The sequence below is a fragment of the Kluyvera sp. EC_51 genome (genome assembly GCF_019584505.1).
Classification (GTDB): domain Bacteria; phylum Pseudomonadota; class Gammaproteobacteria; order Enterobacterales; family Enterobacteriaceae; genus Kluyvera; species Kluyvera sichuanensis.
Genome location: NZ_VDAG01000085.1, coordinates 104,455 through 117,531, shown reverse-complemented (window position 1 = coordinate 117,531; position 13,077 = coordinate 104,455). Strand labels below are relative to the sequence as shown.

Genomic DNA, 13,077 nt, shown 5'->3' with positions numbered 1-13,077 from the left:
GTAGGCGCAGATTCCAGGTAAACATCGCCGAGTTATGACTGAAACAACCCACCACGATCTCAGTATCGACACCTCCAGCAGCGCGGACTTCGTCCCCATGCGCGGTATCAGCAACCGTCATCTTCAGACCATGCTGCCGCGGCTGCTTCGTCGAAAACTGCAATTCACCCCGCACTGGCAACGCCTTGAGTTGCCGGACGGCGACTTCGTCGATTTAGCGTGGAGTGAAGACCCGGCGGGTGCGCTGCATAAGCCTCGTCTGGTGGTGTTTCATGGTCTGGAGGGCAGCCTACACAGCCCGTACGCGCATGGCCTGATTAACGCGGCGAAAGAACAGGGCTGGCTGGGCGTGGTGATGCATTTTCGCGGCTGCAGCGGTGAGCCGAACCGCCTGAACCGGATTTATCACTCAGGTGAAACGGAAGACGGTACCTGGTTCCTGAACTGGCTGCAGCGTGAATATGGTAAAGCACCAACGGCGGCGGTCGGGTACTCGCTTGGCGGCAATATGCTGGCCTGCCTGCTGGCCAAAGAAGGTGATGACGTGCCGATAGATGCGGCAGTGATTGTCTCCGCGCCATTTATGCTGGAAGCCTGCAGCTACCATATGGATAAAGGCTTCTCGCGAGTCTATCAGCGCTACCTACTGAACCTGCTGAAAGGCAACGCCGCCCGTAAGCTTAAAGCCTATCCCGGCTCGCTGCCGGTGGATCTGCGTCAGCTGAAAAGCATGCGCCGCATCCGCGAGTTCGACGATTCGATCACCTCGAAGATCCACGGCTTCGCCGACGCGATCGATTACTACCGTCAATGTAGTGCGATGCCGATCCTAAGCAAAATCACCAAGCCGACGCTGATCATCCACTCAAAAGACGATCCGTTTATGGACCATCACTCTATTCCTGCCCAGGAAGAGTTGCCGGATAACGTCGTCTACCAGCTTACTGAGTACGGCGGCCATGTCGGGTTTATCGGCGGCACCCTGCGTCACCCGGAAATGTGGCTGGAAAAACGCATCCCCGACTGGCTGATGCCGTGGTTAGGAGCAAAAGCATGATGATTCCCTGGCAGGATATCGACCCGGAGACGTTGGATAATCTGATTGAAAGCTTTGTCTTGCGCGAAGGCACTGATTATGGTGAATATGAACGTTCACTTGCGCAAAAGGTCGCCGACGTCAAACACCAGCTACAAACAGGCGAAGCGGTGCTGGTCTGGTCTGAGCTTCACGAGACCGTCAACATCATGCCCCGTAACCAATTTCGCGGTTAACTATACTCTAACGATAGGGAGCGTTTTACCCGCTTCCGTTGTCGTCTGTTCAGGGAGTTATTCGCATGTCTGCCAAACATCCGGTCATTGCCGTTACCGGCTCCAGCGGAGCAGGAACCACCACCACCAGCCTCGCGTTTCGTAAAATCTTTGCTCAGCTCAACCTGCGCGCGGCGGAAGTCGAAGGCGACAGCTTTCACCGCTATACCCGTCCGGAAATGGATATGGCTATCCGCAAGGCCCGTGACCTTGGCCGCCATATCAGCTACTTCGGCCCGGATGCCAACGACTTTGGCCTGCTGGAACAGACCTTTCGCGACTACGGCCTGAACGGGCAAGGGAAATCGCGTAAATACCTGCATACCTACGACGAGGCGGTGCCGTGGAACCAGGTGCCCGGTACGTTTACGCCGTGGCAGCCGCTGCCGGAACCGACCGATGTGCTGTTCTATGAAGGACTGCACGGTGGCGTCGTTACCCCGCAGCACGATGTGGCTCGCCATGTTGATCTGTTGGTCGGCGTGGTACCGATTGTTAACCTGGAGTGGATTCAGAAGATGATCCGCGACACCAGCGAGCGCGGTCACTCTCGTGAGGCAGTGATGGATTCGGTGGTGCGGTCGATGGAAGACTACATCAACTTCATTACCCCGCAGTTCTCCCGCACTCATATCAACTTCCAGCGCGTGCCGACGGTCGACACCTCTAACCCATTTGCGGCCAAAAGCATTCCGTCGCTGGACGAGAGTTTCGTGGTGATTCACTTCCGTAATCTCGACCACATCGACTACCCGTGGCTACTGGCCATGTTGCAGGGTTCATTTATCTCGCATATGAATACGCTGGTCGTTCCCGGCGGGAAGATGGGGCTGGCGATGGAATTAATCATGACGCCGCTGGTGCAGCGTCTGATGGAAGGTCGGAACTAGCACCAAGACCAGGTAGCCCGGACGAGGCGCGCGAGCACCGACGCCGGGAATGGCCCCGGCGTCACTACGTTCGGCCGGGCTACGTCTGGCATGTAATCAGCCTTCAATCACTTCGTAAGAGTGAGTGATGTTCACCGCTTTTTCGAGCATCAGCGCAACCGAGCAGTATTTCTCAGCAGAGAGATCGACCGCGCGCGATACCGCCGCATCCTTCAACGCTTTACCGGTGACGATAAAGTGCAGGTTGATGTGCGTAAACAGACGCGGGGCTTCTTCACGACGCTCGGAGGTGAGCTTCACTTCGCAGTCGGTCACGTCATTGCGACCTTTTTGCAGGATGGAGACCACGTCAATCGCGCTGCAACCGCCGGCGGCCATCAGCACCACTTCCATCGGGCTTGGCGCTTTATCGCCAGAGTTACCGTCCATCAAAATTTGGTGGCCTGAAGCTGACTCACCGAGGAAGGTTAACCCCTCAACCCATTTCACACGCGCTTGCATAATATTTAACTCCCAGGTTGCAATTTTCTTCTCAGATTACGCGCACATAACAATTCTCGCAATGGAAGGCGATCGACGTCATGCTGAAGCGAGACACCAGGAGACACACGGCAAAAGCTATGCTAAAACAGTCAGGATGCTACGGTAATACATAAACGTACTGCATGTATGCAGAGGACATCACATTACAGGCTGCGACCCTATTCGACAGCCGACTTCCCAGGTAACGGGAAGGATACTATTGCAACCAGTGGCTGCAATGTTTTTGCCGCTGGGAAGAGCTTATAACAGAGGATAACCGCGCATGGTGCTTGGCAAACCGCAAACAGACCCTACTCTCGAATGGTTCTTGTCTCATTGCCATATTCATAAGTACCCATCGAAGAGCACGCTGATTCACCAGGGTGAAAAAGCAGAGACGCTGTATTACATCGTAAAAGGCTCCGTGGCTGTACTCATCAAGGACGAAGAAGGCAAAGAGATGATCCTCTCTTACCTCAACCAGGGCGATTTTATCGGCGAGCTGGGTCTGTTCGAAGAAGGCCAGGAACGCAGCGCATGGGTACGAGCAAAAACCGCTTGTGAAGTTGCTGAAATCTCTTATAAAAAATTCCGTCAGCTGATCCAGGTAAACCCGGACATTCTGATGCGTCTCTCTTCTCAGATGGCGCGTCGTCTGCAGGTCACTTCCGAAAAAGTCGGTAACCTGGCCTTCCTGGACGTTACCGGTCGTATCGCACAGACCCTGCTGAACCTGGCAAAACAGCCTGATGCGATGACCCACCCAGACGGTATGCAGATTAAAATCACCCGTCAGGAAATCGGTCAGATCGTTGGCTGCTCCCGTGAAACCGTGGGCCGTATTCTGAAAATGCTGGAAGATCAGAACCTGATCTCCGCGCACGGCAAAACCATTGTCGTTTACGGTACCCGCTAATCCGGCCCAAAATGGCGTATTGTGAAAGCAATACGCCATTTTTGTTTTCCCCCTATGTGGCGCAGGCTGATTTACCACCCGGAAGTCAACTATGCACTGCGGCAAACGCTGGTGTTATGCCTGCCGGTTGCCATCGGGCTGCTTCTCGGCCACCTCCAGCAAGGTCTGCTGTTCTCCTTAGTGCCCGCCTGCTGCAATATCGCTGGCCTCGACACGCCGCATAAACGCTTTTTTAAGCGCCTGATTATTGGCGGCTGCCTGTTTGCTGGCTGTAGCCTTGCCGTACAGCTACTGCTGGAACACGACATTCCCCTACCGTTGATTCTCACCGGGCTGGCGCTGCTGCTGGGCGTCACGGCGGAAATCAGCGCGCTGCACGGGCGACTGCTGCCTGCTTCGCTGATTGCTTCCATCTTTACCCTAAGCCTGGCGGGTAATATGCCCATCTGGGAGCCATTGCTGCTCTACGCGCTGGGCACGCTCTGGTACGGGCTGTTTAACTGGTGGTGGTTCTGGATGTGGCGCGAACAGCCGCTGCGGGAATCGCTGAGCCTGCTCTATCGCCAGCTTGCCGAATACTGCGAGGCTAAATATAGCCTGCTGACCCAGCACACCGACCCGAGCACCGCGCTGCCGCCGCTGCTGACTCGCCAGCAGAAAGTGGTGGATCTGATTTCCCAATGCTATCAGCAGTTGCACATGCTTGCGGCTAACCAGCACAACGACTACAAGCGCCTGCTGCGCGCCTTCCAGGTGGGGCTCGATTTACAGGAGCATATCTCCGTCAGCCTGCACCAGCCGGAAGAGGTACAAAAGCTGGTTGAACGCAGCCACGCCGAAGCGGTGATCCGCTGGAACGCCCAGACCGTCGCGGCACGCCTGAGGGTACTGGCAGACGATATTCTCTATCACCGCTACCCGACTCGCTTCAATATGGATAAGCAGATCGGCGCGCTGGAAAAAATTGCCGACCAGCATCCGGATAACCCGGTCGGTCAGTTTTGCGCCTGGCACTTCAGCCGTATCGCCCGCGTGCTGCGCTCCCAGCGCCCACTCTACCCGCGTGACCTGATGGCCGATAAACAGCGCCGCCTGCCGCTATTCCCGGCGCTTAAAAACTACCTGTCGCTGAAATCTCCAGCCCTGCGCAACGCCGCCCGGCTCAGCGTGATGCTGAGCATCGCCAGCCTGATGGGCGCAGCGCTGCACCTACCGAAGCCTTACTGGATCCTGATGACGGTGCTGCTGGTCACGCAGAACGGCTACGGCGCGACCCGCGTACGTATTTTCCACCGCGCAGCGGGCACGCTGGCGGGGCTGGTGATTGCCGCCGTCGTCCTGCACTTCCATGCGCCGGAAGGGCTGGCGCTGACAGGCATGCTTATCGTCACGCTGGGGAGCTACCTGATTATCCGTCGCCACTACGGCTGGGCCACCGTCGGCTTTACTATCACTGCCGTGTATACCCTGCAGATTCTGACGCTGAACGGCGAGCAGTTCATCGTCGCCCGCTTTATCGACACCATCATCGGCTGCCTGATTGCCTTTGGCGGCATGATCTGGCTGTGGCCACAGTGGCAAAGCGGCCAGCTGCGGCAAAACGCCCAGGCGGCGCTGGAGGCGGACCAGGAGGCCATTCGCCTCATCCTAAGCCCCGACCCACAGGCGCCGAAGCTTGCCTACCAGCGGATGCGCGTCAACCAGGCACACAATACGCTCTTCAACACGCTGAATCAGGCGATGCAGGAGCCGGGCTTCAACTCGCGTTATCTGGCAGATATGAAGCTGTGGGTTACCCATAGTCAGTTTATCGTCGAGCACATCAACGCCATGACCACGCTGGCGCGCGAGCACAATATGCTGACGCCGGATCTGGCGCAGCAGTATCTGGAATCCTGTGAGGTTGCCCTTCAGCGCTGTCAGCAGCGTCTGGAGTACGATGAGGCGGGAAGTAGCGGTGAAGTGAATATTATGGAGTCGCCGGACGCGCTGTCCCACGGGCCGTTAAGCACCATGGAACAGCATCTTCAGCGTATTCTGGGGCATCTGAGCACCATGCACACCATCTCGTCGGTGGCCTGGCGACAGCGCCCCCGTCATGGCGGCTGGTTAAAACGACGGGCTAGCTAACGATTTTAGCGACCGCCTGAGCGAAGCGCTGCATCCCTTCGTCGATATCCACCTCTTCCACCACCAGCGATGGTGCAAAGCGCATCACATCCGGCCCTGCGTTCAGTACCATCACGCCAACGTCCGCCGCCGCGTAGAGGAAATCACGCGCCCGGCCTTTGTATTTCTCGTTCAGCGCCGCGCCAATCAACAAGCCCATACCGCGCACGTCGCTAAAGACATCGTACTTCGCGTTGATATGCTGCAGATGCTGCACAAAGCGCTCGCGCTTGGCGTTCACGCCGTTCAGCACTTCCGGGGTGTTGATAATATCAAATGCCGCACCCGCTACCGCGCAGGCCAGCGGGTTACCGCCGTAGGTGGAGCCATGTGAGCCGACGTGGAATGCGCTGGCAATGTCGTTGGTGGTCAGCATCGCACTCACCGGGAAGCCGCCGCCCAGCGCTTTGGCGCTGGTGAGGATATCTGGCGTTACGCCATAGTGCATATAGGCAAACAGCGAGCCGGTACGCCCCATGCCGCTTTGTACTTCATCAAACACCAGCAGCGCCTGATGCTTATCGCACAGGGCGCGCAGGCCCTGTAAGAACTCAGGGGTCGCCGCCAGCACGCCGCCTTCGCCCTGAATCGGCTCAACCACGATGGCGCAGGTATGGTCATCGATCACCGCTTCTACTGCATGCAGATCGTTAAACGGCACGTGGACGATATCGGCAGGTTTCGGGCCAAAGCCGTCAGAATACTTCGGTTGCCCGCCAACGGAGACGGTAAACAGCGAACGGCCGTGGAAGGCATTATGGAAAGCGATGATTTTCGTTTTGTACGGGCTATGACGAGTGGATGCGTAGTAGCGCGCCAGCTTAAAGGCGGTTTCGTTCGCTTCCGTCCCGGAGTTCATAAACACCACGCGCTCGGCAAAGGTCGCGTCTACCAGCTTCTGGCCCAGACGCAGCGCCGGCTCGTTGGTGAAAACGTTACTGGTGTGCCACAGCGTTTCGCCCTGGGTTTTTAGCGCCTCAACCAGTGCCGGATGACAGTGGCCCAGCGCGGTCACCGCGATACCGCCCGCGAAATCAACGTACTCTTTGCCTTGCTGATCCCACACGCGGCTCCCTTTACCTTTCACCGGAATAAATTCAGCCGGTGCATAGATTGGCAAAATGACCTGATCGAAGGTCGCGCGGGTAATAGCAGGTTGTTTGGTTTCCATGTCATGCCCTTCTGCAAACGATGAAGCAATGATTGTGAGAATTTATCCACAAAATATGCATAAAAAATCACGTCATGGCAACTACTATCGCGTGAGGAAGTTTGCCAGTAGCGCGTGACCTTGCTCACTGAGAATACTTTCCGGGTGGAACTGCACCCCTTCCAGATCCCATTCACGATGGCGGATACCCATAATCTCCCCCGTTTCACTGCGGGCCGTCACCTCAAAGCAGTCGGGCAGCGTCGCCGGATCGATCAGCAACGAGTGGTAGCGCGTTACGGTGAGCGGATTATTCAGGCCGCGGAACACGCCCTGCTGCTGATGGGTAATCGGGGAGGTTTTGCCGTGCATCACTTTTTCGGCACGAACAATTCGCGCACCGAATGCCTGAGCAATAGCCTGATGGCCTAAGCAGACGCCAAGCAGCGGCGTTTTACCGGCGTAGCGGCGAATAACATCGAGAGAGATACCGGCGTCATCCGGCGTGCAGGGACCAGGGGAGATAACAATTTTGTCCGGCGCAAGCGTATCGATATCATCGAGAGTGATGTCGTCATTACGTTTGACCGTCACGCTGGCCCCTAACTCACAGAAGTACTGGTAGAGGTTCCAGGTAAAGGAATCGTAGTTATCAATCAGCAGAATCATGGCGGCTCCGGTCTTTCAATCAGCCGCCATTCTACCGGGTGCTTACCACTTTAGCGACTGGGCGGCAGCCTCATGCCAGATGCCGCCCCGTGCAATTACGGCAGGACTTTCGCTGAGAGGATGACAATCGGCTTGGACGGCACATTCTGGTATGGCCCAACGTTGTGAGTCGGCACCTGGGCAATTTTGTCTGCCACGTCCATCCCTTTCACGACCTTACCAAATACCGCGTAGCCAAAGTCACGCTGGCCATGATCCAGGAAGGCGTTATCCGCGACGTTGATAAAGAACTGGCTGGTTGCGCTGTCTTTGTCTGCGGTACGCGCCATCGCGATGGTGCCACGGGTGTTACGCAGGCCGTTATCGGCTTCGTTTTTAATCGGAGGATTCGGCTGCTTCTGCTGCATCTGTTCGTTAAAACCGCCGCCCTGAACCATAAAGCCCGGGATCACGCGGTGGAACGTGGTGTTGTTATAAAAGCCGCTATTAACGTATTTCAGGAAGTTTTCAACGGAGACCGGCGCCTTCTGGCTATCGAGCTGCAACTCGATGTTGCCAGCAGAAGTGGTCAGCAGCACGTGCGGATCGTTTTTCGCCGCTAACGCCGCAGGCGCAACCGCAGAGAGTGCAAACACAGCCGCCATGGCCGCCAGTGTGGATTTGAGCATGAGAATTCCTTTAACGGTGCAGTAGAGAAAGCAAGTGGCTTGATTCTAAAGAGGGATAGCCCCTCAGGCCAGTGCTTTACTAAAGTTTACGTGTCTGAAACGGTTAATAATAATCAGGCTAAGAAAACACTCAATTCATTATGTGATCATGATCACATTGAAAAATGTAATAAAGAAAGTTTTGCGTAATAAAACTATGAATGCATCACGTCAATGACTAAAATCTGCTCGCTCAGCGCAGAGTCAACGCGCTTTACACAACTATTCACAGGCCAGTCATGACTAACAGCAACCGTACCAAGCTCACATGGATCAGCTTTTTCTCCTACGCCCTTACCGGCGCGTTGGTAATTGTCACCGGGATGGTGATGGGAAATATCGCCGATTACTTTAATCTGCCCGTTTCCAGCATGAGTAACACCTTTACCTTCCTGAACGCAGGGATCCTGATCTCTATCTTCCTCAATGCCTGGCTGATGGAAATTGTGCCGCTGAAAACTCAGCTGCGCTTCGGCTTTATTTTGATGGTGCTGGCGGTTATCGGGCTGATGACCAGCCATAGCCTGGCGCTGTTCTCTGCGGCGATGTTCGTGCTTGGCCTGGTCAGCGGGATCACCATGTCGATTGGTACCTTCCTGATCACCCATATGTATGAAGGTCGTCAGCGCGGTGCACGTCTGCTGTTTACCGACTCCTTCTTCAGTATGGCCGGGATGATCTTCCCAATGCTCGCCGCCTGGCTGCTGGCGCGCACCATCGAGTGGTACTGGGTTTACGCCTGCATCGGCCTCATCTATGTTGCTATCTTCGTGCTGACCCTGGGCTGTGAATTCCCGGTTCTGGGTAAAAAAGCGCAAACCAGCGACCAGCCGGTGGTGAAAGAGAAATGGGGCATCGGCGTGCTGTTCCTGTCCATCGCTGCGCTGTGCTACATCCTGGGCCAGCTGGGCTTCATCTCCTGGGTACCGGAATACGCTAAAGGTCTGGGCATGAGCCTGAACGACGCGGGCCAGTTGGTGAGTGATTTCTGGATGTCCTATATGTTCGGTATGTGGGCCTTCAGCTTCATTCTACGCTTCTTCGACCTGCAGCGTATCCTGACCGTTCTGGCCGGTATCGCCACCGTGATGATGTACCTGTTCAACCACGGCGAGCCGCAGCATCTGGTCTGGTTCATTCTGACTCTCGGCTTCTTCTCCAGCGCTATCTATACCTCCATCATTACGCTGGGTTCGCTGCAGACTAAAATCGCCTCACCAAAACTGGTTAACTTTGTCCTGACCTGCGGCACCATCGGTACCATGCTGACCTTCGTTGTCACTGGCCCTATCGTTGCCCATAGCGGCCCGTTGGCGGCGCTGACGACGGCAAACGGTCTGTACGCCGTGGTGTTCGTGATGTGTCTTGTTCTGGGCTTTGTGAGCCGCCATCGCCAGCATGCGGCGAGCGCCTCTCATTAATATCGGTTAGCCCGGTGTGATATTCCGTTCACTTTACGTTCTGTTGAACATGACGTGAAGTGAACGGCCCCCCCTCAGCGCTCACAAACATGACGTATTCTCCAACTTCCCTCTCCCCCGCCGTTTTTTCACTCTTTTCGCTCAAAAAACAAACAGCAAATAAAGTTGAGTATTTTCCGCAACTTACAAAACCACTTAAAAATCATAATCCTACTCATTAAGGGGTAGGTAAAGGCTAAATTGATTTGTATCAATAATCCCAATAGCTGAATCGTTAAGGTAGGCAGTATTAGAATAGAAATCGAGGCAAAAATGAGCAAAGTCAGACTCGCAATTATCGGTAACGGCATGGTCGGCCACCGCTTTATCGAGGATCTTCTCGATAAGTCCGACGCAAGCCAGTTCGATATCACCGTCTTCTGTGAAGAGCCGCGCATCGCCTACGACCGCGTGCACCTCTCCTCCTACTTCTCCCACCACACGGCAGAAGAGCTGTCGCTGGTGCGCGAAGGCTTCTATGAGAAGCACGGCGTGAAGGTACTGGTCGGCGAACGCGCTATCACCATCAACCGTAAAGAGAAGGTGATTCACTCCAGCGCTGGCCGTACCGTCTTTTATGACAAGCTGATTATGGCGACCGGCTCCTATCCGTGGATCCCGCCAATCAAAGGGTCTGAAACTCAGGACTGCTTCGTTTACCGTACGATTGAAGATCTGAACGCCATTGAAGCCTGTGCCCGCCGTAGCAAACGTGGTGCGGTAGTCGGCGGCGGCCTGCTCGGCCTCGAAGCAGCCGGCGCGCTGAAAAACCTCGGCGTGGAAACCCACGTGATTGAATTCGCCCCAATGCTGATGGCTGAACAGCTCGATCAGATGGGTGGCGAACAGCTCAAGCGTAAAATCGAAAGCATGGGTGTGAAAGTTCACACCAGCAAAAACACCAAAGAGATTGTTCAGGAAGGCGAAAACGGCCGTAAGACCATGCGCTTTGCCGACGGCAGCCAGCTGGAAATCGACTTCATCGTCTTCTCTACCGGTATTCGTCCACGCGACAAACTGGCCACCCAGTGCGGCCTGGAAGTCGGCCAGCGCGGCGGTATCCTGATTAATGACAGCTGCCAGACATCTGACCCGGATATCTACGCTATCGGCGAATGCGCCAGCTGGAAAAACCGCGTCTACGGCCTGGTCGCACCGGGTTACAAAATGGCGCAGGTCGCCGTTGACCATATCCTCGGTACGCCAAACGCCTTCCAGGGCGCGGACATGAGCGCCAAGCTGAAGCTGCTGGGTGTAGACGTCGGTGGTATCGGCGATGCCCACGGTCGTACGCCGGGCGCGCGCAGCTACGTCTATCTCGACGAAAGCAAAGAAGTCTACAAACGCCTGATCGTGAGCGAAGACAACAAAACCCTGCTCGGGGCGGTACTGGTTGGCGATACCAGCGACTACGGCAACCTGCTGCAGCTGGCGCTGAACGCCATCGAACTGCCAGAAAACCCAGATTCACTGATCCTGCCAGCACACGCCAGCAGTGGTAAACCGTCTATCGGCGTCGATAAACTGCCGGACAGCGCGCAGATTTGTTCCTGTTTTGACGTCTCTAAAGGCGACCTGATCGCCGCCATCAACAAAGGCTGCCACACCGTTGCAGCCCTGAAAGCCGAAACCAAAGCCGGCACCGGCTGCGGCGGCTGTATTCCGTTGGTCACCCAGGTGCTGAACGCCGAGCTGGCGAAACAGGGTATCGAAGTGAACCACAGCCTGTGTGAACACTTCGCCTTTACCCGTCAGGAGCTGTATCACCTGATCCGCGTTGAAGGCATTAAAACCTTCGACGAGCTGCTGGCAAAATACGGCAAAGGCTACGGCTGCGAAGTCTGTAAACCCACCGTCGGTTCTCTGCTGGCCTCCTGCTGGAACGAATACATCCTCAAGCCGCAGCATACGCCGCTGCAGGACACTAACGACAACTTCCTGGCGAACATCCAGAAAGACGGTACCTACTCCGTTATCCCACGTTCTGCGGGCGGTGAAATCACTCCGGAAGGTCTGGTTGCCGTTGGCCGTATCGCACGTGAATTTAACCTGTACACCAAAATCACCGGTTCCCAGCGTATCGGCCTGTTCGGTGCGCAGAAAGATGACCTGCCGGAAATCTGGCGCCAGCTGATTGAAGCAGGCTTCGAAACCGGTCATGCCTATGCCAAAGCGCTGCGTATGGCGAAAACCTGCGTAGGCAGCACCTGGTGCCGTTATGGCGTCGGCGATAGCGTAGGCTTCGGCGTCGAGCTGGAAAACCGCTACAAGGGCATTCGTACGCCGCACAAGATGAAGTTTGGTGTCTCTGGCTGTACCCGTGAGTGTGCGGAAGCTCAGGGCAAGGACGTAGGTATTATCGCCACCGAGAAAGGCTGGAACCTCTACGTTTGTGGTAACGGCGGGATGAAGCCGCGCCATGCAGACCTGCTGGCCGCTGACCTCGACCGCGAAACACTGGTGAAATACCTCGACCGCTTCATGATGTTCTACATCCGCACCGCCGATAAGCTGACCCGTACCGCGCCGTGGCTGGATAACCTGGAAGGCGGTATCGACTACCTGCGTTCGGTTATCATCGACGACAAGCTGGGGCTGAATCAGCACCTGGAAGAAGAGATCGCCCGTCTGCGCGAAGCGTTTGCCTGTGAATGGACCGAGACCGTAAACGACCCGGCCGCTCAGGTACGCTTCAAACACTTTATCAACAGCGAACAGCGTGACCCGAACGTTCAGGTCGTGGCCGAGCGTGCTCAGCACCGTCCTGCGACACCGTATGAACGTATTCCGGTAACTCTGGTGGAGGAAAACGCATGAGCCAGTGGGTAAATATCTGCAAAATTGACGCGATTCTGCCAGCAACAGGCGTCTGTGCACTGCTGGGTAACCAGCAGGTTGCCGTGTTCCGTCCGTATGCCGACAATCAGGTCTTCGCCATCAGCAACATCGACCCGTTCTTTGAGTCGAGCGTGCTGTCGCGCGGCCTGATTGCTGAACATCAGGGCGAACTGTGGGTGGCAAGTCCGCTGAAAAAACAGCGCTTCCGCCTGCGTGACGGCCTGTGCATGGAAGACGAGAGTCACTCCATTCCACACTATGAAGTTCGCGTTAAAGATGGCCAGGTGCAGCTGAAAGCCTGATCGTTTTGGGCATAAGTAATATTAAAAACTTATGACCTCAAAGGGGTAACAGCGGGAAAAATCGTATATTCCATACGATAACTGCTGTTATCCTTACCTGCATTATTCATCCCCCGCATTTATCTATTCCGTGAGGTTGCCCC

At 55.7% G+C, this 13,077-nt stretch carries 12 protein-coding genes; 8 read left to right on the top strand and 4 right to left on the bottom strand.

Features of this window, described 5'->3' with window-relative positions; all coding sequences use genetic code 11:
* The first annotated feature begins 34 nt into the window (after positions 1-34).
* The 3 genes from FHC49_RS15490 to FHC49_RS15480 all read left to right on the top strand — a co-directional run bounded on the left by FHC49_RS15490 (position 35) and on the right by FHC49_RS15480 (position 2,201).
* Complete coding sequence (locus FHC49_RS15490; protein ID WP_185668967.1) at positions 35-1,057, top strand: hydrolase; 1,023 nt, start codon at positions 35-37, stop codon at positions 1,055-1,057.
* Complete coding sequence (locus tag FHC49_RS15485; RefSeq protein ID WP_185668968.1) at positions 1,054-1,272, top strand: YheU family protein; 219 nt, start codon at positions 1,054-1,056, stop codon at positions 1,270-1,272. Before FHC49_RS15490 ends, FHC49_RS15485 begins: the two co-directional genes overlap by 4 nt.
* 65 nt (positions 1,273-1,337) lie before the next feature.
* Positions 1,338-2,201 carry a phosphoribulokinase gene (locus FHC49_RS15480; RefSeq protein ID WP_185668969.1) on the top strand — a complete coding sequence of 288 codons (864 nt, stop codon included), beginning with the start codon at positions 1,338-1,340 and terminating at the stop codon, positions 2,199-2,201.
* 96 nt (positions 2,202-2,297) lie between these two features.
* Here FHC49_RS15480 and FHC49_RS15475 read toward each other — a convergent pair whose 3' ends face one another.
* Positions 2,298-2,702, bottom strand: a complete 405-nt coding sequence (locus FHC49_RS15475) for an OsmC family protein (RefSeq protein ID WP_035894387.1) — start codon at positions 2,700-2,702, stop codon at positions 2,298-2,300.
* Between the two features lie 304 nt (positions 2,703-3,006).
* On the opposite strand from FHC49_RS15475, the gene crp reads away from it, so the two are divergent.
* Together crp and FHC49_RS15465 are read left to right on the top strand one after the other, a co-directional pair.
* Positions 3,007-3,639: a cAMP-activated global transcriptional regulator CRP gene (gene crp / locus FHC49_RS15470; protein WP_000242758.1), complete on the top strand. Its 633-nt coding sequence runs from the start codon at positions 3,007-3,009 to the stop codon at positions 3,637-3,639.
* A 54-nt stretch (positions 3,640-3,693) separates the two neighbouring features.
* Positions 3,694-5,769 carry a YccS/YhfK family putative transporter gene (locus FHC49_RS15465; RefSeq protein WP_220440254.1) on the top strand — a complete coding sequence of 692 codons (2,076 nt, stop codon included), beginning with the start codon at positions 3,694-3,696 and terminating at the stop codon, positions 5,767-5,769.
* Here the strand turns inward: FHC49_RS15465 and FHC49_RS15460 are convergent.
* The 3 genes from FHC49_RS15460 to ppiA all read right to left on the bottom strand — a co-directional run bounded on the left by FHC49_RS15460 (position 5,762) and on the right by ppiA (position 8,295).
* A complete protein-coding gene (locus FHC49_RS15460; protein ID WP_123650851.1) occupies positions 5,762-6,979 on the bottom strand; it encodes an aspartate aminotransferase family protein in 1,218 nt (405 codons plus the stop codon). The two genes, FHC49_RS15465 and FHC49_RS15460, sit on opposite strands and share 8 nt — an antisense overlap.
* 84 nt (positions 6,980-7,063) lie before the next feature.
* Positions 7,064-7,627 (bottom strand): aminodeoxychorismate synthase component 2, encoded by a 564-nt coding sequence (pabA, locus tag FHC49_RS15455; RefSeq protein WP_185668971.1) that lies wholly within the window; start codon positions 7,625-7,627, stop codon positions 7,064-7,066.
* 95 nt (positions 7,628-7,722) lie between these two features.
* Positions 7,723-8,295, bottom strand: a complete 573-nt coding sequence (gene ppiA / locus FHC49_RS15450; RefSeq protein ID WP_185668972.1) for a peptidylprolyl isomerase A — start codon at positions 8,293-8,295, stop codon at positions 7,723-7,725.
* 278 nt (positions 8,296-8,573) lie between these two features.
* On the opposite strand from ppiA, the gene tsgA reads away from it, so the two are divergent.
* From tsgA to nirD, 3 genes are all read left to right on the top strand, one after another.
* Positions 8,574-9,755 (top strand): MFS transporter TsgA, encoded by a 1,182-nt coding sequence (tsgA, locus tag FHC49_RS15445; RefSeq protein WP_185668973.1) that lies wholly within the window; start codon positions 8,574-8,576, stop codon positions 9,753-9,755.
* Positions 9,756-10,067: 312 nt separating this feature from the next.
* Entirely contained in the window at positions 10,068-12,611 is a 2,544-nt protein-coding gene (nirB, locus tag FHC49_RS15440) for a nitrite reductase large subunit NirB (RefSeq protein WP_185668974.1), read from the top strand.
* Complete coding sequence (gene nirD, locus FHC49_RS15435) at positions 12,608-12,934, top strand: nitrite reductase small subunit NirD (protein ID WP_035894394.1); 327 nt, start codon at positions 12,608-12,610, stop codon at positions 12,932-12,934. The genes nirB and nirD overlap by 4 nt, the downstream gene beginning before the upstream one ends.
* The last annotated feature ends 143 nt before the right edge of the window (positions 12,935-13,077 follow it).